The 24,862-nt window shown below is 42.8% G+C and carries 9 protein-coding genes; all 9 read right to left on the bottom strand.

What is annotated here, in order from left to right; genetic code table 11:
- Nucleotides 1-398: 398 nt before the first annotated feature.
- The 9 genes from H6G03_RS21240 to H6G03_RS21200 all read right to left on the bottom strand — a co-directional run bounded on the left by H6G03_RS21240 (nucleotide 399) and on the right by H6G03_RS21200 (nucleotide 24,861).
- Nucleotides 399-1,460 carry a TauD/TfdA family dioxygenase gene (locus tag H6G03_RS21240; RefSeq protein ID WP_190467995.1) on the bottom strand — a complete coding sequence of 354 codons (1,062 nt, stop codon included), beginning with the start codon at nucleotides 1,458-1,460 and terminating at the stop codon, nucleotides 399-401.
- Nucleotides 1,457-6,124: a non-ribosomal peptide synthetase gene (locus H6G03_RS21235; RefSeq protein ID WP_190467992.1), complete on the bottom strand. Its 4,668-nt coding sequence runs from the start codon at nucleotides 6,122-6,124 to the stop codon at nucleotides 1,457-1,459. The genes H6G03_RS21240 and H6G03_RS21235 overlap by 4 nt, the downstream gene beginning before the upstream one ends.
- Complete coding sequence (locus H6G03_RS21230) at nucleotides 6,121-12,543, bottom strand: non-ribosomal peptide synthetase (RefSeq protein ID WP_190467990.1); 6,423 nt, start codon at nucleotides 12,541-12,543, stop codon at nucleotides 6,121-6,123. Before H6G03_RS21230 ends, H6G03_RS21235 begins: the two co-directional genes overlap by 4 nt.
- Nucleotides 12,533-16,675 (bottom strand): condensation domain-containing protein, encoded by a 4,143-nt coding sequence (locus H6G03_RS21225; RefSeq protein WP_190467987.1) that lies wholly within the window; start codon nucleotides 16,673-16,675, stop codon nucleotides 12,533-12,535. Before H6G03_RS21225 ends, H6G03_RS21230 begins: the two co-directional genes overlap by 11 nt.
- A 91-nt stretch (nucleotides 16,676-16,766) precedes the next feature.
- Nucleotides 16,767-21,461: a non-ribosomal peptide synthetase gene (locus H6G03_RS21220; protein ID WP_190467984.1), complete on the bottom strand. Its 4,695-nt coding sequence runs from the start codon at nucleotides 21,459-21,461 to the stop codon at nucleotides 16,767-16,769.
- A 7-nt stretch (nucleotides 21,462-21,468) separates the two neighbouring features.
- The gene (locus H6G03_RS21215; RefSeq protein ID WP_190467980.1) at nucleotides 21,469-22,539 is read right to left on the bottom strand and encodes an HAD-IIIC family phosphatase; all 1,071 of its coding nucleotides are present in this window, start codon (nucleotides 22,537-22,539) and stop codon (nucleotides 21,469-21,471) included.
- A 30-nt stretch (nucleotides 22,540-22,569) separates the two neighbouring features.
- Complete coding sequence (locus H6G03_RS21210; protein ID WP_190467977.1) at nucleotides 22,570-23,739, bottom strand: acyl-CoA dehydrogenase family protein; 1,170 nt, start codon at nucleotides 23,737-23,739, stop codon at nucleotides 22,570-22,572.
- Between the two features lie 6 nt (nucleotides 23,740-23,745).
- Complete coding sequence (locus H6G03_RS21205; protein WP_190467974.1) at nucleotides 23,746-23,997, bottom strand: acyl carrier protein; 252 nt, start codon at nucleotides 23,995-23,997, stop codon at nucleotides 23,746-23,748.
- 15 nt (nucleotides 23,998-24,012) lie between these two features.
- Nucleotides 24,013-24,861, bottom strand: a complete 849-nt coding sequence (locus tag H6G03_RS21200) for a 3-hydroxyacyl-CoA dehydrogenase family protein (RefSeq protein ID WP_190467972.1) — start codon at nucleotides 24,859-24,861, stop codon at nucleotides 24,013-24,015.
- Nucleotide 24,862: the final 1 nt, after the last annotated feature.

Genomic DNA, 24,862 nt, shown 5'->3' with positions numbered 1-24,862 from the left:
AAATAACAAGGAACGAAGGTTACAGAGTTGGCAATGGTGGGTGACAGTTGGGTAATTTAATTATTTAGATCTCTTGCCAAAGTCGATATCTCATCAATATTATCTGTGTTCATCTGTGTTCATCTGTGGATATCTGTGGTTAAAAAAACAAAATTTGAAACTTTGGCAAGAGGTCTATTGGTTTTGACTCTGAAGTTATATTGTGTCCGGTAGCATTGATAGTCTAAGAATAATGTCTGGGATTATCTGCTGGAATCATTAGTTAAAATTTAACCACAGATGAACACAGATGAACACAGATGAACACAGATATGAGCGAAAACAAATACAACCGTACATGATATTATTGCCTGTGCATCACTCACCGTTCAGTTAGATAAAGTTTTGCGATCGCCAATCTACAATCTAAAATCCAACATCGTATGGTTTAGCGGTTCTGCCATTCCTACGACAACTTTTCGCGAACCTGTATAAGGGTTGCGTGCGTGTACAGACAACAGATTGTCTAACATCAATATGTCCGATTTCTGCCAAGAAAAACTCACCATTTCTTGCAGATAAGCATCGCGAAGCTGCTCCAAAACAGATGCTTCAATAGCAGAACCATCTCCATAAAAAGTATTAGTTGGCAAATCATTCTCTTTAAATTCTGCCAGCAAAGAATCGCGTATTGCTGCTGGCAAAGTTGATACGTGGAAAAAAGTAGCGTGATTGAACCAAACTGTTTCGCCAGTGCGAGGATGTTTAATAACAACCGGACTAACTTGACGAGTTCTCAATTTTCCTCCCTCTTTCCATTCAAATTCAATCCCGTGACTGCGGCAGTATTTTTCTACATCTGCTGGTGCTGTAGTTTGAAACACAGTTTGCCAGGGAAGACCGAAACCGTCACCGAAGTTTCGCACGTACATTACCTTTTTTTCGATAAAGCGATCGCGTATTTTTCGATCGATCCGCTCAAAAATTTTCCGCGTACTACCAATAGGTGTTTCTCCGCCTGACTCTGCGGGAGTAACGCAATAGAAAAAGATTTTGCCGGGAAATACAGGCGAATAGGCGTGTTCGTTATGGGGAAATATACTTTGATCTGCCGGGTAGTCAGTCGAGGTATAAATTCTTCCACTCACTTGAGAACGCGGCGATGCACGATAGCGATATTCCAGCGCCTCTCCACAAATAGCGGCGATTAACTGCTCAAATTCCCCCACTGAATTGAGATCGAAATCTCGGAAAAGAATGGCTCCGTGTTTTATTAGCTGCGCCTCGATAAAATCTCGATTTCCAGACGCCCAAGTCAGCAGATTTACCCCCTTAACAGCGGGACGAATGACTAAAGGGAAACAGAGATCGGGATGCAAATAATCGGTTTCGATCAGTTTTTCGGGAGACGCACTGACAACTTTTCGCTTGACATTTTTTAAGCTTCCCATAGAGTTGGTTTGCGATGGCAAATTTTTCATAGTTTTTCTCCTAATTTAAGTGACTTGCGTTTGATATTGCTTAATTTCTGTCCAACGGTTTTTTGATACTCCTGTTCTTGGATGCTTTGTTGCAAGCGATCGGCTTCGCTCAAAATTTCCTTGAGAGCGTTCAGATTGATATTTGGTTGCGCCACAATATTATCCAGCAGCGTTTCCAATCGTGCCAAAATCCGGGCGATCGTGCTGTCTTCAAATAAATCGGTTTTGTATGCCAATACTAACCCAATTAGTTGTTCTTCTGTCTCCATAACATTGAGGAGAAGATCGAACTCTGAAGTGCCGTTATCAACTTCTAAAAACCCCAAGGTTAAGCCCGGAAGTTCCAACGGTGGTGTGGGAACATTTTGCATAACTAGCTTGACTTGAAATAGCGGTGCGCGATTCAAACTGCGCTCTGGATTTAGCGCTTCTACAAGTTTGTCAAACGGCAAATCTTGATGAGCATGAGCTTCCAATGTTACCCGACGTACCTGTGCCAATAATTCTCGAAAAGTGGGATTTCCTGATACATTGGTACGCAATACTAATTGATTGACAAAAAAACCAATTAGTCCTTCTGTTTCGGCTTGGTTACGATTGGCTATATCAGTCCCTACAACAATATCATCTTGATTTGTTAACCAATGCAATAAAGTTGTAAAGGCTGCTAGTAGCATCATAAACAGCGTCGCCCCTTCTTTGGCACTTAGGCTTTTGAGCGCATTCGAGAGGGCTTTTGATAGTATCAAAGTTTTCCTTTTCCCTCGCAAGATTGGCATTGATGGTCGTGGTTTATCGGTGGGCAATTGCAACAATAAAAGGTGATTAAGCTGCTGCTGCCAATAAGCAAGTTGAGTTTGCCAATGTTCCGCTAACCACTGTCTCTGCCAAACGGCAAAGTCGGCATATTGAATAGATAAATTAGGCAGTATAGATGTTTTTTTGATGCAAAAAGCTTCGTAAAAAATGGCAATTTCTTGAATCAGAATTCCCAGCGACCAAGCATCAGAAATAATGTGGTGCATGGTAAATAGTATTACCCAATCATTTTCGCCCAATTCCAGTAGTTTTACTCGCAATAATGGCGCTTTATCTAGTGCGAAGGGTTGGCGCACTTCTGCAATGGCTAGTTGTTGGGCTTTTTGGACGATCTCAGAAAATTCCCTTAAATCTACAATGGGTATTGTCAAATTTAGAGTGGGAGCAATTTGTTGTACGGGTTCCCCATTTATCTCAATAAAACTGGTGCGTAAGCTTTCATGTCGCTTGATAACTTCGTTTAAGCTTTGTTCGAGTGCCTTTACGTTGAGCGAACCAAAAAGACGCACGGCGACAGGCATATTGTAAGCAGGATTACCGGGTAATAATTGGTTGGCAAACCACAGTCTTTGTTGAGCAAAAGATAAGGTTAAATTTCCTTCTCTGGGAACAGAAGCAATTGGCGGAAGTTCTAGTTTTTGTCCCGCTTTTATTTCTGCCTCAATTCTTTGAGACAATTCTGCTATGGTTGGCGATTCAAACAAATAGCGCAAAGGAAATTCAAGTTGAAAGGCTTTGCGGATTCTTGAAATAACTTGGGTCGCCAGTAAGGAATGCCCCCCAAGTTGAAAAAAGTTATCGGTAATTCCAATTGATTGGATTCCCAATACTTGAATCCAAATCCCGCTTAATATTTCCTGGGTCGGAGTGCGGTAATTTTTAGCCTTTACTTGCGGTTCTGTTTCTGTTTGAACGGGTATAGGTAGCCTTTTTCTGTCGATTTTTCCGTTGGGTGTCAGCGGCAAAGTTTTCAACAGAATAAAGCTAGAAGGCATCATGTATTCAGGCAATTTTGTAGCTAAAAACAGACTCACTTCACTCTTGAGTTCTGAATCCTCAATTTTGTAATGCGATCGAGCTACACAATATGCAATTAACTGTTTATTACCCGGTCGATCTTCTCTAGCTAAAACCACCGCTTGTTGTATGGCTGGATGTTGATTTAATGTAGCTTCTATTTCTCCAAGCTCGATGCGATAACCTCGAATTTTAACTTGGTTGTCGCTCCGACCGAGAAATTCTATATTACCATCATGTAAGTATCTGGCTAAATCTCCAGTTTTGTAAAGTCGCCTGAATTTTGAACTTTCAAAGGGGTTGGCAATAAACTTTTCGGTTGTCAATTCAGGTCGGTTAAGATAGCCTCTCGCTAAACCAGCACCACTAATATAAAGTTCGCCAGTAACTCCGATGGGAACAGGTTGTAAGTTTGTATCTAAGATATAAAGGTGAGTGTTGGGAAATGGCTTTCCTATCGGTACTAATTGGTCAGTAGGTAAGTCTAAATTTGTACTTTCAAAGTATGAACTATCAATGGTAGCTTCGGTTACTCCAAAAGAGTTAATCAGTCTCGTTTGATAACTGCAAAATTGTCTAAATTTATTGTATTCGTTTCCATACCAACTATCAGAACCGCAAACAAGCAGTCGCATAAAGTCAAGACGCTGTTCGCTTTCTTCTAAGTATTGAATTAGGTTTCTTAATACCGCCGGAACGAATTCAGCACAATCAACTTTTTCTCGAAGCATCAACTGATAAAGGTTTTCGGCATCTAGCAGGTGTTCGCGATCGCACAACACTAACTTTCCACCCGAACACAAAGCGCGAACCATGTCTCCGCTAAACACATCAAAGGCGAAGCTTGCCATTTGAAGGTGACAAGTTGGTTGTTCGCTTAGTTGATAAATTTCTTCCCACGCTAAATAAGCATTAACTAAGCTTCCATGCTCAACCATTACTCCTTTGGACTGTCCGGTAGAGCCAGAGGTGTAAATGATATAAGCTAAGTTGTCAGATGTCGCTCGATTAACTGGATTAGATTCGCTTTCCCGTGCAACTTTTTCCCAGTTTTTATCCAAACAAATTACTGCGTTTTGTTCAAAGTTATTAACCAATGACGAATGACTAATAACTAATGACAATTGAGCATCTTTTAGCATGAAAGCCAGCCGTTCTTGGGGATAGGCTGGATCTAGAGGTACGTAAGCACCGCCTGCTTTGAGAACGGCTAATACTGCCACAATTAGATCTAGCGATCGCTCCAAGCAAATACCAACTTTTACTTCTGCTGCAACACCGAGCGATCGTAAATAATGCGCCAAAGAATTTGCCTTGGCATTCAGTTCCCGATATGTTAACTGGTGGTCTTGATAAACAACAGCAATAGAAGTAGGTGTTCGGTTGACTTGCTCCTCAAATAGTTGATGAATGCACTCTCCGATTAGGAACTTTGAATTTAGGATTTTGGATTGTTTTTGATTAAATTCGATTAGTAATTGGTATCGCTCTGTTGCTGTTAATAAGGATAATTCCGAGAGTCGTTGAGTGGGGTTGGCAACGATATTTAAAAGCAACGTTTCCAAATGCCCCAACATTCGCTTAATGGTATCGGTGTGGAAGCGATCGCAAACATATCCAATCTTCAACAACAACTCCGAATCGGGAATTACAGTTACAGTCAATGGATAATTAGTCTTTCCAAATGTGCGGAAATTTCCCATCTCTAGATTTGAATTAAGCTGCCGTACCGCCGAATCTACCGGGTAATTTTCAAACACTACAATACTATCGAACAGCGACACACCGCGAGGAACTTCACTCCAAGCTTGAATTTCTATCAACGAGTTGTACTCATACTGACGTAATTCCACAAGCTGCGTTTGGAATTGCTTCAACCAAGGCAAGATAAAATCATGCGAATCGACCCAAACTCGCACTGGCAAAGTGTTAATAAATAACCCCACCATTGACTCAGCACCCGCCAGCGTCGGCGGACGACCGGAAACCGTCGCGCCATATACGATGTCCTGTTCGCCACTGTAACGACTCAGTAACAGTGCCCAAGCTCCTTGCACTATGCTATTCAGCGTTAGTTGCTCTTTCCGCACTAAAGATTGCAATGCTGCGGTTGTTTCTGCTGAAAGCTTTAATTGCTGCTCATCATAACTGGGAATTTGTGACTGTTTATTAGTAATTTGTGGCTGAGATAATATCGCTGTAGGTGCAGTAAAACCTTTGAGTTTTTCTCGCCAAAATGCCTCAGATTCCGTCACATTTTGTTGCTGTAACCAAGCGATGTAATCTCGATAAGGACGGGGTTTTTCCAGATACAATTCCTTACCTATATAAAAAGCTGCATAAAATGTAATAACTTCCTTAAAAATTAAAGGTAAAGACCAACCATCTAACAGCAAGTGATGGTGATTCCAAATAAATTGATAGGAATTTTCTGCTAATTGTATAAGGGTAAAATTCATCAGCGGCGCTTTGGAAAGTTCAAAGCCTCGCTTTTGTTCTGTTTCCAACAAAGCCTCTAGTTGCTGTTGCTGTTTGATGGTGGAAAGTTCGCGCCAGTCAACCTGCTGCCAAGGCAAACTTACTTGTCGCCCTACTACCTGAAGCGGTTTTTCTAAATTTTCCCATACGAAAGCAGTCCGTAAAACTGAATGGCGATTTACAACTTCTTGCCAAGCTTGCTTAAATGCGACAACATCGAGATTTCCATTTAGTTGAAGGGTGAGTTGTTCGACATACATCCCCGATGTCGGCGCATAAAGGCTATGGAAAAGCATTCCTTGCTGCATGGGAGAAAGAGGATAAATTTCCTCAATATTTCTTTGATTCATAGGACTTCTCCTCCTTCAAATTCGACGGTTTGTAACACTCGATCGAGTTCGTCAGCAGTCAGTTGCGCGAGCGGTATATCGGATGGTATAGGCTCTTTTTGGCTCGTTTCACTTAGAGCAGCTACTGTTGATAATTTGGCAATCGTTTGATGTGTAAATACCTGTTTAGGCGTTAAAGATAATCCGGCGCGATCGGCTTTGGATATAACCTGAATCGTCAGGATAGAATCTCCGCCTAATTGAAAGAAGTTGTCGTGAATTCCTACTTGTTTCAGACCCAGAACTTCCCTCCAAATTTCCGCTAGTATTTGCTCAATTGAATTGCGCGGTGCTACATAAGCGTTTTCCAATTGCGATCGCATTTCGTCAGGTTTTGGCAGTGCTTTTCGGTCTACTTTACCGTTAGGCGTTAGCGGCAAAGTTTCCAAGGTGACGAAGCTGGAAGGCACCATGTATTTAGGCAACCTTTCCTCTAAATAGCTATGCAAATCGCTGGATTTTAGATTGGTGAGTTGCTTTTCTGGAACGAAATAAGCTATTAGACGCTTGTTGCCAGTTTCATCCTCTGGCGCTAAAACTACAGCATTTTTTACTTCTGGGTGTTGGCTTAAAACTGCTTCAATTTCGCCTAGTTCAATTCGGAAACCTCGAATTTTTACTTGGTAGTCAATTCGACCGATAAATTCAATGTTTCCATCAGGTAAATACCGTGCTAAGTCACCAGTTTTGTACAACCGCGCCCCTGGTTTACTACTAAATGGATGGGGAATAAATTTTTCGGCAGTTAGTTCGGGACGATTGAAATAACCTCTAGCTAAGCCATCTCCAGCAATGTACAATTCGCCGGGAATTCCGATGGGTACTGGATTGAGGTATTTATCTAAAATGTAGATTTGGGTGTTAGCGATCGCACTTCCAATATAAGCCACCCCATCTTCTCTATTAACCTGATAAACCGCAGACCAAATTGTTGTTTCTGTTGGCCCGTATAAATTCCACATGGAATCGCATTTTTCTAACAATTGCTGACTTAAATTCTGGGCAATTGCTTCGCCACCACAGAGAATTTTGAGTGGCATTTTTGGCAAGCCAGCTTCTAAAAGCATTCGCCAAGTAGCGGGAGTCGCTTGCATCATTGTCGCACTGGATTCAGTAATTTTTGTTAATAACTGAATTCCATCACTGGCAACTTCTCGACTCGCCACCACAACCCTAGCACCTACAATTAAAGGTAGATAAAGTTCTAAGGCGGCAATATCAAAAGTAATGGTGGTAACTGATAGAAGAATATCTCTTTCTGTGATTCCCGGAGTTTGGCGCATGGAATTTAAAAAGTTAACCACTGCACCGTGCTGAATTTGTACGCCTTTGGGTTTACCAGTAGAACCGGAAGTGTAGATTACGTAAGCGAGATTATTACTTGTTACTTCATTTGCTAAATTGTCTTGATTTTCTCGTGCTATGCTGTTCCATTCGGTATCTAAACAAATTACCTTAGCTTGATGTTTCGGTAATTGTGAAATCAAATGTTGTTGAGTTAGCAATAGCGAAATTTGTGCATCCTCCAAAATATAAGCGATGCGCTCTTGAGGATAAGCTGGATCTAATGGTACGTAGGCTGCACCCGCTTTCAGGATGGCTAAAAGTGCGATGAGCATTTCGAGAGAGCGTTCGACACAAATTCCTACCAATCCCTCTGGTTTTACACCCAACGAGACTAAGTAATTTGCCAATTGATTCGCTCTTTGATTGAGTTCTCGATAACTCAATTTTGTATTTTCAAAAATGGCAGCCACAGCATCCGGCGTTCTTTCTACCTGTGCCTCAAATAACTGATGAATGCTGGCTATTGGTAACTGAGAAATTTGCCACTGTTTTCCGACAACCCATTCTACTAATAATTGCTGTTGTTCGGCTGCTGTCAACAGCGACAATTCCGAAAGCCTTTGATGGGAATTAGCAACAATACTTTCCAATAATCTTTGATAATGCCCCAGTATCCGGTTGATAGTTGTGGCATCAAATAGATCGGTGTTGTATTCCAAATTGGCAATCAGTCCTGTATCGCCTTCCTCTACATATAAAGTGAGGTCAAATTTAGCAGTTTTGCTGTTAATTTCTAAAGGTTTTAAGGTTAAACCTGGTAGTTCTAGAGGCGTTGTGGGAGCATTTTGCAAAACGAACATCACCTGGAATAACGGCGTGTGACTCAAGTCGCGCTGTGGTTGCAGTTCGTCTACCAACTTCTCGAAAGGCAAGTTTTGATGAGCATAAGCGCCTAAAGCGACTTCCCGCACTCGCTTTAATAACTCTTGAAAACTGGGATTTCCTTCTAAGTTGGTACGCAATACTAAGGTATTGACAAAAAAGCCAATTAACTGTTCTATTTCTTGGCGATCGCGATTGGCAATTGGCGTTCCTACTAATATATCCTCTTGTCCGGTATACCGATGCAGCAGGGTTTTAAATGCAGCCAAAAGCGTCATAAATAGCGTTACGCCTTGCTGCTGACTCAAGTTTTTCAATGACTCGCTTAAACTCGCAGAAAGTTGTAGCGATCGCGTCGATCCATTGAATGTTTGAACCGCTGGACGTGGGCGATCGCTAGGCAATTCTAGTATTGGTAAATCACCGCTTAATTGCTGCTTCCAATAAGTTAATTGATTTTCTAAATACTGTTCAGACCATTGCTGCTGCCAAACTGCAAAGTCCGCATATTGGATAGGTAATTCTGGTAGTGAAGAGGGTGTCTCATTGCAAAAACTTTGGTAAAGTGTTGCGACTTCTCGAATCAAAACTGCTGTTGACCAACCATCTGAAATAATGTGATGCAGCGTCAACACTAACAAATAATCTTCTTCATCTAATTTTACCAAATTGCCGCGCAGTAAGCAGTCATTTGCTAAATCAAAAGAGCGTTGAGTTTCAATCGCAGCCAGTCGCAATGCTTCTGCCTCTCTCTCAATTTCCGGCAATTCCTGCAAGTCTATTACTGGCAAGTCGATGATGGTATTTAAATCAATGATTTGAACAGGTTTACCATTTTTAACGGTAAAGTTTGTCCGCAAAATTTCGTGGCGACGCATGACTTCCCGCAAGCTGACTTCAAGTGCTGCAATGTTCAGCTTTCCTCGTAATCTGACAGTTTTCGGCAGGTTGTAAGCGGGGCTATCGGGTTCTAATTGATGCAGAAACCAAAGTCGTTGCTGGGCGAAAGATAAGGGCAACTCTCTGTCTCGCGAAACGCGCTGAATAGGCGAAAAAAATGCTTGTTCAATTTGATTGGAATTGGCAATTTGTTGGGCTAATTCTGCAACAGTTGGCGACTCAAATAAGCAGCGTAAAGGCAATTCTACTTTAAAGGTTTCCCGCAGCCGAGAAATAACTTGAGTTGCTAACAACGAGTGTCCGCCTAAGTCAAAGAAATTATCGTGAATGCTTACTTGTGACAAACGGAGAATTTTCGCCCAAATTCCGGCTAAGATTTCTTCAACTGGAGTGCGAGGTGCTACAAACGTTCTTTCTAATTCTTGCTGTGTGCGATCGAGTTCTGACAATGCCACTCTGTCTACCTTACCGTTAGGGGTTAAAGGTAAAGATTTCAGCATTACGAAAGCTGATGGCATCATGTATTCAGGTAACTTTTCTCTTAAAAAATGGCGTAAATTGTTAGAATCACTTTTTTCATCTGGAACAATATAAGCTACTAAACGTTTGTTATCAGATTCGTCCTCGCTTGCCAAAACTACAACTTCTTTCACGGCTGGATGTTGTCTGAGTGCTGCTTCTATTTCTCCCAGTTCAATGCGAAAACCGCGAATTTTTACTTGATTGTCAATCCGACCGATAAATTCTAAATTACCATCCGGTAAGTAGCGAACTAAGTCACCCGTTTTATATAGTTTTGCATTTTCTTCATCGCTAAATGGATGAGAAATAAACCGTTCGGCAGTTAGTTCTGGTTGATTAAAATAACCCCGTGCCAAAGATGCACCACCGATGTATAATTCGCCGGGACATCCGATAGGTACTGGCTGTAGGTGCGAGTCTAATACATAAATTTGAATGTTCCCAAGTGGACGACCTAAAGGAACTGTTTTTGCCCAAGAATGTGAATTATTTTTAACTGGAAAAGTAGTAACGCCAACGGTAGTTTCTGTAGGGCCGTAATGGTTAAAGATGGTACAGTTTGGCGATAACTGCCGAATTTGGTCGATGAGTTTCCAAGTAGCAGTTTCGCCTCCCAAAATCAATTTTTGGCGCGGCAAAATGGATGGGTCTGGTGAAGAGTTTAAAAGGGCAGATAGATGGGAAGGTACGATTTTGAGGCAGTCGATCGGATGCTGATGGCAGTATTCGGCAAAAGCCTGTGAGTCAGATGCACACTCCTGAGATATGATGTGCAAGCATCCACCATTGCACAGAGAAGGGAAAAGGACTGTGTTGCCTAAGTCTGCTGCTAGTGTGGAGACGATCGCATAATTTGCATCTGTAGGTAGGTTTAATGCGTGCGCGATACGTTGCTCTGCAACAGGCTGCACCAACGCATTCAAGTAATTCAAAAGTTGCCGATGTTCGACAGCAACACCTTTCGGTTTGCCAGTAGAACCAGAAGTAAATAACACATAAATTAAATTTTCAACTGTTACCTCACTGCTGGGATTTGCATCGCTTTCTTGTGCTATAACATCCCAATCTTTGTCTAAACAAATTATCTTGGTTTTAAGTCTTGGCAGCGGATCTACTAAGTGTTTTTGTGTCAATACTATCGACGCTTTTGCATCTTGTAACCGAATGGCTAAACCTTCGGTTGGTAATGTCGGATCTAAAGGTAAATATGCACCACCTGCTTTCAAAATAGCTAAAAGTCCGATGATGCTTTCTAGGGATTTTTCTAAATACAATCCCACCAGAATTTCTGGTTGTACTCCCAAACGCTGTAAGTAATGGGCAAGTTTGTTGGCGCGTGCGTTTAGTTCGCGGTAAGTTAAGTGCTGGTTTTCAAATACCAGGGCAATTTTATCGGGATTTCGTTCTACCTGTTCGGCAAATAATTGATGAATACACTTATCATTTGAATAGTCGTTTTTTGTGTTATTGAACTCTACTAAAAGTTGCTGGCGTTCGCTTGGGCTGATAATTTCCAATTGCGCGATCGCACTTTCGGGATTTTCAATGGCGTTAGCTAATAAAGTCTCGAACTCTCCCGCCAAACGTGCGATCGCTTCGGCTGAATAGTAATTTTTATCGTAATGAAATGAAAGTTTGAGCGAGTTGCGATCGCGAGTACAAGTAAGTTTAACCTTAAACGGTTCGATGCAAGTGTATTGTTGATAAACAGAAAAAGATACCCCACCCGCAAAGCATTCTGACTGCCATTGTTCAAACTCGAAACCAAACGGAAAAAATGTCAGTTCTTCTTCAACAAAATAATCCTGCCATTCGGCGACATTTTCTTTAGCTTTCTTTACCAGTTCTAATACTTCCCAAAAACGTAAATCTGATGCCAAACGGCAATGAATTGGTAGCCAAGTGGCGAATAATCCTAATGCGTCTTGTAGTTCTTCATATTCTCTGCGATCGCAACCCGTCCCAACTATAATATCTGTTTCTCCCGTCAGTCGCCAAAGCAGGATTTGCCAACAAGTCAGGAAGAACACATCAGCCGAAATCTCATACTTTTGTACCAGCGATTCAATCCTTTCTGTAACATCACAATTGAGATCGCAAGTCAAACATTCCGGTTGAAATTCGTTTTTGCCAAAAGAGGCATTTTCCAAAGGAAGTTTCAACGCAGCTAGATTAGAAAAATCCTGCTGTTCCCAATAATTTTTACCTGTCTCTGCGTCTTGATCTTCCAGTAATTGATTTTGCCATTCTGAAAATTGGACGTACTGCACAACCTCATCGTCTAATTCCTCACCTTGCCAGCAAGCAGTGTAGGAATTGCCGATTTCTCTAACTAGATTATTGAGTGTCCAACTATCAGCACAAAGCGCAGGCAAGTTAATCGTCAAAATATGCTTTTCTGGCGATAGCGTTATCAAGCTTGAACGCAACAACGCTTCTTTTTCAAATTTAAAATCTTGATGTCTTTCCCATTGAAAAATATCTTCAATCTTGGCTAACTGTTCCTCTGGTTTACAATCAGTTAAATCGATCTCGCGCCACAAAGTATCGCTGCTATCTTCTACAACCATAACCGGAGTTTTCATACCCGGTAAACGTCGAAAATTTGTCCGCAAAATTTCATGCCTTTCCACAATTTTCTCTAAGGCAAGTTTTAAAATTTTTGGCTGAAGATTCCCTGCCAAAAGGATAGCGCAATTAGCCTGGGTAGAAAAGCCGTCTTGCTGCAACAACCAAAGACGCTTTTGCTGAGGAGAAAGACGAAAACCGCTAATAGTTTTAGTTGGCATATACTTTCTCCATCTCTTTGCTTACAAGGTCTTTACTGTCGAACATTTCGCCCATCGCTACCACAATTTTGCGCGGCCCAACGTAAGGGTTTCGGCTGTGTGCGGCTAGCATATTATCTAGCATCAAAACATCTCCTTGTTGCCAAGGAAAACTAATCGTCGCTTCTCGATAAATTGCTTGAATTTCTGCCATGACCGAATCTTCAATGGGAGAACCATCACCGTAATAAACATTGCGCGGCAGGTTATCTTCCCCAAACAAAGATAATAAAGATTCGCGGACTGCTGGATCTAAACAGGATATGTGGTGCAACAGAATTTGGTTGAAAAATACTGCATCGTCCGTTTTGGGATGTTTGGCTATTGCCTGGGCAATTTTCCGAGTTCTCAAATTATTTCCATCTTTCCATTCAAACTCAATTTTCGCTTTTTTGCAAGCTTCTTCAACAACTTTTTTGTCTTCAGTGTGGAAGAATTCTTGCCAGCTTACATCCAAACCTTCGGTGTAGTTGCGGACATACATTAATTGCTTTTTCTCGAAATGCGATCGCAATTTCGGATCGAGCATCTGATAAATTTTTCGGCAATCTACAATCGGCGTTTCTCCACCTTTTTGTGCTGGTTGTACGCAGAAAAACCAAATTTTCATCGGCCAACAATGCAGGTGAGAACTTTCACTATGAAACAAGATAGCTTTGTCAGACGGATAAGGCGTAGAACCGTAAACTTTGCCGCCGACTCCCGCACGCGGTAAGTCTCCATACTCGCCGAATAATTCCGGGCAAATAGTTCCGGCGAACTGTTCAAAGTCAGACACGGAATCTAACTGAAAATCTCGAAAAAGGATTGCACCGCGATCGAGTAATTTGCTTTCTAAGAATTCTCGATTGTTTTTAACCCAGTCGATCGCATCAAGATCGTCAACATTTGGCTTAATTACCAAAGGCAGCGTTTCCCCAGCAGACAGATACTCTGTTTTAACCAATTTCTCTTCCAAGAAGCTGACCGCTTTCGGTGCCACTTTCTTGAATTTTTTGAATTTAAATTCTTTCCGTTCTTGTTTTTCCATCGCTTGTTGTTTCTTTTCAGCTTCGGAGAATATCTCTAAATTTGATAACCGCGCATCTGGTTGAGCCACAATACTATTTAGTAGCGTTTGGAAATGATTCGAGATGCGAATAATAGTAGCGGCATCGAAAAGGTCTGTACTGTAGTTCCAAGTGCCAACGATTCCTCGCTCTGTTTCTGTGATGAATAAAGCTAAATCGAAATTCGTAGTTTGGCGATCGACTTCTACAAAGCTAAGAGTTAAACCAGCTAATTCTAAGGGAGGCATGGGAGCATTTTGCATCACAAATAACACCTGAAACAAAGGCGTGTGTATGGACGATCGCTCCGGTCGCAGAATTTCTACCAATTTGCCAAAAGGCAAGTCTTGGTGAGCGTATGCTCCTAAAGTTACCTGTAAAACACGCCCCAATAATTCTCGAAAACTAGGGTTGCCAGCCAAGGAAGTACGCAGAATTAAAATATTAACAAAAAACCCAATCAAAGATTCAGTTTCGCGGCGGTTTCGATTGGCAACATCAGTGCCAACAAGGATATCTTCCTGACCCGTCCAGCGATATAGCAGCGTTTGAAAAGCTGCCAGCATGGTCATAAATAGGGTAACGCCTTCTTTGCGACTAAGCGTTTTAAGATCTGAAGATAAAGTCGCGGGAAGCGTAAAAGAATAGGTTGCACCTTGAAAAGTATTATTGCCACGCGGACGTAGGCCGAAGGCCGAGGCGAAGCCATCGACAGGCAATTGCAACGCTGGTAAATTACCGCTCAATTGCTGTTTCCAGTAAGCTAATTGCGTTTCCAAAACTTCTCCCTGCAACCAATTTCTCTGCCAAACTGCAAAATCCGCGTACTGGATCGGCAATTCTGGCAGCGGAGAAGCTTTTCCAGTGGAAAACGCTTCATAAAGTGCAGCTACTTCTCGAATCAATACCCCGATCGACCAACCATCAAAGATAATGTGGTGGATTGTCAGCACTAATATATGTTCTGCTGAATTCAACCGTAGCAGAGTAATTCGCAACAATGGCCCTTTCTCTAAATCAAATGGTTTTTGTGCTTCCGCAAGCATGAAATTTTTACTTGAGGATTCTGGATTTTCCATTGTGGTGAAATCTAAAACCGACAATTGGAAATTCCCGATCGCATCGATAACTTGAATCGGTCGATCGTTCGCAGTGGTGAAAGTAGTTCGCAGAGTTTCGTGTCGTTTCACCACTTCGCTGAGGCTTTTTGCCAACGCCGTTAGATTCAGTTCCCCCACAATACGCACGGCGGCGGGAATATTATAAGCATAGTTGCCAGGTTCTAATTGATCGATAAACCACAATCGTTCCTGTGCGAAAGATAAAGGTAACTCGACATTTCGAGAAACGGGTTTTATGGGAGGAACTTCAGCTAATTTCTTGTGCTTTCCTTCTCCTTTTACCGCTTTCATCGCCGTTTCAATTTGTGCGGCTAAAGCTGCTATGGTAGGTACTTCAAACAAGTGGCGCAGGGGCAATTCTACACCAAAGGTATCGCGCACGCAAGAAATAATTTGCGTAGCCAGTAAGGAATGTCCGCCTAATTCAAAAAAGCTGTCGTTAATTCCTACGCGATCGACTCCGAGAAGTTGTGTCCAAATGGCTGCCAGTAATTCTTCTACGGGGGTACGCGGCGCTAAAAAAGCCGTTGGGAAGTTTTGGCGATCGCTTTTATTTACAGATTTAACTTGCGGAATTTCGCTGACTGGAATTTTTTCTAAAAGCGTTGCCAGATTTTGTTCTGGATTACTAATAATTTCCCGCAGCAAAGTTTGGAAATGTGCCAAAATGTTGCTAACGCTATTTCCATCAAAACGGCGTCTATCATAGACAATTTGCAACCTTAATTCCGCCACCGGACTAACTAGCAAAGTCAGGGCGTATTTTGTTTGTGCGCCTTGAAAACGGTAATTAACTATATCAATAGTTAAATTGGCAGATTCTAGGATAGATAAATCGGGGAAATTCTCGAAAACTAGAAGGCTTTCATAAAGGGGTAAGGCTCCAGGTACTTCACTCGATCGATAAACTTCTCCGCCTGGAGTGTATTCATACTCCCGCAGTTCCAAATTATACTTGTGGATTTCTGTCAGCCAAGACCGCAGGGATAGGGTAGGAGAAACTTTTACCCTGACTGGCAAAGTATTGATGAAAAGTCCGATCGCCGATTCACTTCCCTCCAAATCCGCAGGACGCCCTGATACAGTAGTGCCAAATATAACATCTCTTTCTCCGCTATAACGACTGAGCAGCAATGCCCAAACTCCCTGAATCAGCGTGTTGAGAGTCAGACGATTAACTTTTACTAAAGACTGTAGCTGCTGCAAAGCTGACGCTGGTAGTTGTGCAGAGCATTCACCGTAACGCTGTTCTTGGCCGTAAAAATTACCAGCATCTACTTGTATACCTAATGGAGTTGGCTTTGCGAAACCCTGCAAAGTTTTCCCCCAAAATTCCTTTGCCTTAGCTAAATCTTGCTGTTTCAGCCAAACAATATATTCTTTGTAAGGACGGGGCGGTTTTAGATATAATTCTTCCCCTCGACAAAACGATTCATAAAAAGCAAAAACTTCTTTAAAAATTAAAGGCAAAGACCATCCATCTAGCAATAAATGGTGATGGCTCCAAATAAATTGATGACAATTTGCAGCTAAATGAATGAGAGTCAGACGCATCAAAGGTGCGCGGGTGACATCAAAACCGCGCTGGCGTTCCGTTTCCAGAAAAACTTGCAGCTTTTCTTGTTGTTCTAACTCGGAAAGATTGCGCCAGTCTTGACGCTCTAGAGGTACTTCCACTTGGCGCAAAACTACCATCAAAGGTTCCGGTTGTTCCTGCCAAACAAAACCGCATCTTAAAATCGAATGTCGATCGATCGCCCGCTGCCAAGCTTTCTCAAAAGCTGAAACGTTCAAATCTCCGCGTAACGCACAAGTTAACTGCTCGATATGAACTCCCGAACAGGGAGCTAATACAGTCTCGAACAACATCCCTTGTTGCGTCGCAGAAAGCGGATAAATAGCTTCAATGTTTTTCTTGCTCATTTGTCAGTTGTTATCGAGATTTTTTTTGTAACTCTTGTGGGGTAGGCATCTTGCCTGCCCTTTGAGATTCTTTTTTGGAGAGGTGTAATGACTAAAAACTGATTTCGTCCAAAGCTTTCTCCAGTAATTCATCGCTCAGTTCCACATCTGGAAAATCAGCAGGCGTATACTCTTCAGATTGCGGAGATTGACAGCGATCCAAAATATTCCGTAAAACTTGCAGACAACTTTCAGCCAAATTCTCCACGACAGAACGGTGATGCAAATTCTCACTGCAAGTCCAATTCAGCCACAATTGACCGCCAATCACAAACGCCCCGCACTCTAAAACATGACTGCGAGTTCCTCGCGGACTGCGATTTAATCCCAGAATCGATCGACTGAGTTTAAACATAGATCGATCGGGCAAATATCGATCCACCTGACCCATATAGTTAAAAATAAATTCAGCTTTGGGAAGCGAACTGAGTTGTGAGGTAATTTCCCGGTCTGCACACAGATAGCGCAGGACGCCATAGCCAAAACCTTGATTCGGAATCCGCGCCAACTGCTCTTTAATCGATCGCAATGCCTCGACTGGATGCGTTCCTTTTTCCAATTGCAAAAGTACGGGGAAAATCGCAGTAAACCAACCCACAGTTAAAGATAAATCGATATCTTCAAAAATGTCTTCTCGACCGTGACCTTCTAAGTCAATTAAAACGTTAGATCGATCGCTCCACTGCACCAAAGCTTGCACTACTGCGGTGAGCAACACATCATCAATTTGAGTGCGATAAACCTGCGGCACTTCCTGTAGCAAAGCTTGAGTTTCTGTCACACTGAGCGCAACTGATACCGTGTAAGCTGAAGCTACAGTATTTTCGCCCAGCCGATAATCTAATGGCAAAGGCAACACCTCGCGGCGCGACTCAGCAGACCAATACGCCAACTCTTCCCGTAGCGATGGTGACTGTGCGTACTCGGTCAGACGTTCGCTCCACTGCTTAAAGGAAGTAGTTTTCAGCCGCAATTGTATCGCCTCGCCGTGACTGATCTGAGTGCAAGCGGCGTGCAAATCTTCCAACAAAACTCGCCAAGAAATGCCATCGACAACTAAGTGATGGATGGCGATGAGCAAGCAACTGGGCTTTTGCGGGCCAAGGTCAAACCAGGCAAAGCGAATCATTGGCCCATCTGACAGGCTCAAACTGGCCTGCAATCGATCGGCAGTAGCTTGCAAAACTGATTCTTGCTCGTCTGCTGGCACTTTTGACAAGTCTACCTGTGTAAACGGAACCATCTCGTCGGGAGCCGCATTAACCTGCCGCCAGCCGGATTCTGCTTGCACGAAGCGAAGGCGCAGCGCGTCGTGGTGAGCGATTAAGTGTTGCACCGCTTGCTTTAACAAGGCTGGGTCGAGGCGTTGCTGCATTTCCAGCAACACAGCTTGATTCCAATGGTGCATATCTGGGATATTTTGCTGAAAAAACCAGTGCTGTACGGGGTTTAAGGGTACTTCTCCGGTTATTGCTCCCTGTTCCGCCTGAATAGTTGCGCTATTACTCGCTACTGCTGCTAATTCCGCGATCGTTTGGTACTCAAACATTTGCTTGGGAGTTAGCTGCAAACCCGATTGCTTGGCTTTGGCGATCGCTTGGATGCTGAGGATGGAGTCCCCACCTAGCTCGAAGAAGTTATCGTTGATACCTACTCGTTCGATACCGAGTACCTTCGACCAAATCCCGGCCAGTAATTCCTCGACTATTGTCCTGGGTGCGGTGTAGGTCGATCGCAAATCCGGTCTGGCGGCATCGGGTGCTGGCAAAGCGCGGCGATCGATTTTACCATTGGGCAGCAGCGGCAATGCTTCCAGCATCACAAAAGCTGATGGCAGCATATATTCGGGCAATTTCTGGTTCAGAAAGCAACGCAGTTCGCTAATACTCAACCTTGCTTCTCCTTGCGGCACTACATAAGCGACCAGCCGCTTTTGACCGGGTTCGTCTTCTCGCGCCGAAACCAAGCAATTCCGCACTTGGGGATGTTGATTCAAAACTCCCGAAATTTCCCCCAATTCAATACGGAAACCGCGAATTTTTACTTGGTCGTCGAGGCGACCGAGAAATTCGATGTTGCCGTCGAGAAGATATCTTGCTAAATCTCCAGTTTTGTAGAGTTTTGAATTAAATTCAGAACTTTTCAAGAAGGGATTAGAAATAAATTTTTCGGCAGTTAATTCGGGACGGCGATGATAACCTCTGGCTAATCCTACGCCACCAATATAAAGTTCGCCCGGTACGCCGATTGGCACTGGTTGCAGATAGGAATCCAGCAGATAAATTTGGGTGTTAGCAATGGGACGACCGATGGGGACGATCGATCGCTTGCGATCGCGCTGACAAGTCCAGGCAGTTACATCGATCGCCGCTTCTGTAGGGCCATAGAGATTGTGTAATTCTGCATCTAAGCGATCGAAAAAGCGTTCCTGAAGTTCAAAAGGTAACGCCTCCCCACTGCAAATCACCTGTCTCAAACAACTGCAAGTTTCCAGTTCCGATTCTGCCAAAAAAGCTCGCAGCATCGTCGGCACGAAATGCAAAGTAGTGATTTGATTTTGTGCAATGAGATTAACTAAATAAGCGCTATCTTTATGACCTTCCGGTTTGGCTACAACTAATCTGGCTCCAGTCAATAAAGGCCAGAAAAATTCCCAAACCGAGACATCGAAACTAAAAGGAGTTTTCTGAAGAACTCTATCTTTTGATGTTAATTGGTAAGCATTTTGCATCCACACTAAGCGATTGCAAACCCCTCGGTGGGTATTCATCGCTCCCTTCGGCATTCCGGTAGACCCAGAAGTGTAGATTGTATAAACTAAATTTTCAGCCGTAGCAGTTTTGATGGGATTATCTGCACTTTCTTTGGCAATCGTTGCCCAGTCGCCGTCTAAGCAGACTATTTTGGCTGTATTTTCTGGTAATCCTGCTAGCAATCTTTCTTGAGTTAGCAATATCTCGATTTGGGAATCTTCTAACATAAAAGCCAGCCGAGATTGGGGATAACTTGGATCGATAGGAAGGTAAGCTCCGCCTGCTTTGAGAATTCCCAACAGCGCTACTACCATTTCTGGGGAGCGCTCCATAGAAACGCCTACCAATCCATCTGGTTGCACGCCTTGTTTTCGCAGAAAATGTGCTAATTGATTTGCTTGTTGGTTGAGTTTTCGGTAAGTTAGCTGTCGGTCTTCAAAAACCACCGCTATGTCAGAGGGGGTTAGCTCAACTTGAGCTTCAAATAACTCGTGAATGCAGCTATGTTCGGGGAATTCGCTAGCGGTATCGTTCCACTGGATTAATAAAGTTTGCCGTTCCGCTTCGGTTAATAACGGTAATTCCGATAGATGGCGATCGGGATGAGAAACGATGCCTTCTAACAAAGTTGTAAAATGTGCGATCGCCCTATCAATTGTGGCAGCCTCGAATAAGTCGGTACTGTATTCAAACGCTCCCGTTATTGCTGGTTCGCTGTCCACTAAGTACAAGGTCAAATCGAACTTTGCCGTTTTACTATCTGTGTTTAACCGCTTCAAAGTTAAACCAGACAGCACTAATTCTGGTGTCAGATTTTCTTGCAAAACCAACATCACTTGAAACAGCGGTTGATGGCTCAAGTTTCGTTCTGGTTGCAATTCTTCTACCAGTTGCTCGAAAGGCAAATCTTCGTGTGCGTAAGCACCTAATGCTACCTGACGGACGCGACTGAGCAATTCCCGAAAAGTTGGATTTCCTGACAGGTCGGTTCGCATTACCAGAGTATTGACAAAAACTCCAATTAATGCCTGAATTTCGCTGCGGTTGCGATTAGCGATCGGAGTTCCAACTGATATATCTTCCTGTTCGGTATAGCGATAAAGTAAAGTTTGAAATGCCGCCAGCAGGGTCATAAATAAAGTGCAATTTGACTGCTGACTTAGAGATTTCAGCTTTTCGGTTAAACTCGGCGATAGTTGGAAATGAGTCGTTGCACCTTGGAAAGTTTGGACGGCAGGTCGGGGTTTATCTGTGGGGAGTTCTAAAACCTTTGTTGCACCTGCTAGCTGTTCTTTCCAATAGGAAAGATGGTTTTGCAAATGCTCTTTAGACCATTGACGCTGCCAAACGGCAAAGTCAGCATATTGAATGGGAAGTTCTGGCAATGGGGAGGGTTTGTTATGAGAAAATGCTTCGTAAAGTGCTGCTACTTCGCGAATGAGCGATCGCATCGACCAACCATCACAAATAATATGGTGCATGACGAACACCAGCACATATTCTTTCTCACCCAGTTTCAGCAATGTGCCTCGCAACAAAGGTGCTTTGGTTAAGTCGAAATGTCTTTTAACTTCCTCAACTACAAAATTTTGAATTTCTGCTGTCCCCAGTTCTGTTACTGACAGCTTAAAATCCAAACTGGGATGGATAATTTGCACGGCTTGTCCATCCACCATCTCGAAAGTAGTTCGCAAAGCTTCGTGACGGCGCACAATTTCATTCAAACTTTTCTCCAGCGCCTCCACATTCAACGAACCTTTTAAATGGACAGCGGAAAGTTCGTTGTAAGCGTTTCCCGAATCAAATTGATGCAGAAACCACAATCGCTGTTGTGCAAAGGAGAGAGGTGCAGGACTTTGTTCGGCACGTCGAGGAATAGTTTTTAATTGGGAATCGGATTTAACTTCTCCCCGCAATCGTTTTTCTAAAAGCGCTCGTTTTGCAGGCGAAAAGTTAGATTTTTTTGCTAATATTTCTGCTTTTTTGATATCCATAATACTTTTACCCCAAAATCTGAAGTTTTACATAATCGGGAGCGGGTTGAATTCGCGTCATATCATTTTCTAAAATTTCCAAGTCGCCTTGCTTTTCAATTTGCTTAAAACCCGCAAACTTGTAAGCTACATACATCATCCGATTGCGATTGTTAGAAACGAACTCGGCACGCAACCGGACGTTATTTTGTTTAGCTAAACTCAAAATATAATTGAGCGTAATTGTCCCGACGCCTCTGGACATGACGCGACAGGACATCAGCAAAAGTTTGATTGTCCATACGCTGTTTTGGCATTCCACAAGTGCTAAGCCAATTTTGCCGTAACTGCCAAATTTATCTTCTAAACTGGCAATGAGTAATTTGTGGTTTTCTGACTGGCGAAAATGATTCAGTTCGTCATAGGAATAAGTGTAACCTGTTGTGTTTAATTGGTGTGTGCGTACTGTTAATTCTTCGGCGCGTTGCAAATCTTCTTCTTTGGCAGAAGAGATGGTAAAGGTCATGTTAAGTGTAGCTAAAAATTCTTCTTGAGGGCCAATGAATTCTTTTTCAGCGTTTTGCCGTTCTAAATCGCTAATATACATTAATCTTCGCTTTTTTGAATCTTCTGTAATAAAACGAGGATTCATTTCATCTCTTTGTAGCAAATCCTCTAGTTCTGAGGCGTTGATACAGAGGACTTCGGGAAGGGAAAAGTTGACTTCTTCCAGTTCAAAGGGTTGATCGTCGATGAAGGCGATCGCATCTGTACCAATATTGAGTAATTTAGCGATTTCTTGAATAGAGGATGCTTTGGAATTCCAGTTGATTTGGGGATAGATGAAATACTCGTGTAAGCCGAAGTCTTGCAGTTGCGCGATCGCTTTCTCAGGGTCGTTCTTGCTGGCGATGGATTGCAAGATTCCGCGATTGTCTAAGGTTTGGATTATATCAATAACTTGGTTTTTTAGGGTGATGCGATCGCCTTCTAGTAAAACGCCGTTCCATAGGGTGTTATCTAAGTCCCAAACTAGACATTTGATGACTGTTTTATCGATTGTTGGGTTGGTTATAGGTAGATTTTTTGTGAGAGTCATATTCTTTTTTTAACGCAAAGGACGCAAAGGTTAACGCGAAGTTACGCAAAGGGTTTCAGAGGGGATAAGATATTCTTGGTAGGCGTGGTCGGCGATGGTAATTTGTTGAATTTGGGTGCTACCTTCGATGATTTCCATGATTTTGGCATCGCGGAGGTATCTTTGGACTGGGTAGTCGCTGCTGCATCCGTTTGCACCGTGAATTTGTACGGCGTCGTTTGCTGCTTTGGTGGCTATTGTGGAGGCGAAGTATTTGGCAATTGAGGTTTCTAAAATAGCTTTTGGATCGCGGGTATCTTTAAGATATCCAGCTTGATAACAAAGTAATCTAGCTGCTTTTAAGTTGGCAGTCATTTCTGTTATCATTTGCCGGATTAATTGGTGTTCTTTGAGATAAACGCCGAACTGTTTTCTTTGACTGGTGTATTGCAGGGAAGCTTCTAAGCAAGCTTGTGCAATTCCTACGCATCCCCAGGCGACGCTGTATCTTCCATAGTCGAGTGCGGAAGCGGCGATGTAGGAGAAACCAAAACCTGGTTTACCGACGATATTTTCTGCGGGAATTTGACAGTTATCTAGGTGCAATTCTGCTAGCATGGAAGCTTTTACACCCATCATTCCGAAGATTGGTTTGATGGCAAGTCCCGGACTGTTTTTTTCCACTAAAAAGGCAGAAGGTTTGCCATCACATTGAGCGAATACTAAAAAAATATCGGCAATTTGTCCGTAGGTAATCCATTTCTTTTGTCCGTTTAAGAGATAAGTGTCGCCGTCAAGTGTGGCTGTAGTTTCTATACTTTTGGCATCGCTACCTACATTTGCTTCGCTTAAAGCGAAAGCTGCAATGACTTCGCCTGTCGCTAATTTGGGAAGCCAATACTCTTTTTGTTGCTTGTTTCCCCACTTGAGAATTGCATGAGAAACCATGTTATGAACAGTCAGCAAACTCCGCAGCGAAGAACACCCGCGACCGATTTCTTCGTTGAGCAAACCGTATGCGATCGCATCCATTCCACTCCCACCGAAATCCTTGGGGATAATCGCACCTAGATATCCTTTTTTAGCTAGATTTTCTATTAGCTGAATGGGGGTATGTTCTTCGCGATCGCATTGATTTGCCAAAGGAACAATTTCTGCATCCACAAAAGCTCGAAATTGCGATCGATCTTCTTTTTGCTGAACCGTCAATTCAAGTTTCATACTCTCTCATTTTCCCGCCAATACAACCATCTTTTTGTCGATTAACCGCGTCATCGCATCGATCGTCCGAAAGTTGTCAAATTCCAAATCTTCATTCTCAATGGCAATTTGAAACTCTTGCTCTATAAACAGCACCAGTTGCATGGCAAACATGGAGTTAACAAAACCAACAGCAAAGATATCTTCATCAGGCTGGAGGTCGTAATTTCGGAAAAATTTTGATAGAAACGCTTTGATTTTGGTGGAAATTTCTTGCATTTATTAAGTCCTTTTTTAATTGTAGGTATAGAAACCCTGTCCGCTTTTCCGACCGTGCAATCCCGCGTCCACCATTTTCTTTAGCAGCGGACTTGGCCTGTATTTACTGTCGTTAAAGCTTTCGTACAAAACTTCAATTGAATAGAGAATCGTATCCAATCCAATTAAATCCGCTGTTTCCAATGGCCCCATTTTGTGACCGAAACAGGTTTTGAAAATTCGATCCACTTCTTCTGCTGAAGCCACTCGATCTTGTAGCACGAAAATCGCTTCATTGATAGTCAACATCAGCACGCGGTTAGATACAAAACCCGGTGCATCATTGACAACAATACACTCTTTTCCCATCTGAGCCAAAAGTTTTTTCGCCGTTGCGATCGTTTCTTCGGAAGTGTGATATCCCCGGATCGCTTCCACCATCGGCTTCATTGGCACGGGGTTCATAAAGTGCATCCCAAGCACTTTATCCGCACGCTTGGTTACTGAAGCAATGCGAGTGATCGGAATCGCTGATGTATTGGCAGCAAATACAGAATTTTTTGGGCAGATAGCATCTATTTTACCATAAACATCCTGTTTAATTTCCCATTTTTCTGTTGTATTTTCAATGACAAATTCTGCCTCTTTTAGAACTTGATAATCACTAGAAAATTTGATGCGATTGAGAATTTCATCGGGACGATCGGCTGGCTCGCTTTTCTTGAAAAAACCTTGAAAGCGGAGATTATTTTTGATTTCTTGTTTGGCACGTTCCAGAATTACTTCTGAAACATCTATTAAAAGGACGTGATGTCCTGTTTGCGCGAGGTTTTGCGCCACCCCAACTCCCATCACTCCTGCACCCACAACACCAACTACTTGCATA

The sequence above is a fragment of the Aerosakkonema funiforme FACHB-1375 genome (assembly GCF_014696265.1).
In the GTDB taxonomy this organism is placed as follows: Bacteria; Cyanobacteriota; Cyanobacteriia; order Cyanobacteriales; family Aerosakkonemataceae; genus Aerosakkonema; species Aerosakkonema funiforme_A.
Note: the sequence above shows the minus strand (reverse complement) of the source record. Positions and strands in the feature narration are given on the sequence as shown.

Coding starts and splice junctions, on each gene's coding strand:
- H6G03_RS21230 (WP_190467990.1), bottom strand. CDS start 12,543: ATGCCAACTAAAACTATTAGCGGTTTTCGTCTTTCTCCTCAGCAAAAG.
- H6G03_RS21225 (WP_190467987.1), bottom strand. CDS start 16,675: ATGAGCAAGAAAAACATTGAAGCTATTTATCCGCTTTCTGCGACGCAA.
- H6G03_RS21205 (WP_190467974.1), bottom strand. CDS start 23,997: ATGCAAGAAATTTCCACCAAAATCAAAGCGTTTCTATCAAAATTTTTC.
- H6G03_RS21200 (WP_190467972.1), bottom strand. CDS start 24,861: ATGCAAGTAGTTGGTGTTGTGGGTGCAGGAGTGATGGGAGTTGGGGTG.
- H6G03_RS21210 (WP_190467977.1), bottom strand. CDS start 23,739: ATGAAACTTGAATTGACGGTTCAGCAAAAAGAAGATCGATCGCAATTT.
- H6G03_RS21235 (WP_190467992.1), bottom strand. CDS start 6,124: ATGAATCAAAGAAATATTGAGGAAATTTATCCTCTTTCTCCCATGCAG.
- H6G03_RS21220 (WP_190467984.1), bottom strand. CDS start 21,461: ATGGATATCAAAAAAGCAGAAATATTAGCAAAAAAATCTAACTTTTCG.
- H6G03_RS21215 (WP_190467980.1), bottom strand. CDS start 22,539: ATGACTCTCACAAAAAATCTACCTATAACCAACCCAACAATCGATAAA.
- H6G03_RS21240 (WP_190467995.1), bottom strand. CDS start 1,460: ATGAAAAATTTGCCATCGCAAACCAACTCTATGGGAAGCTTAAAAAAT.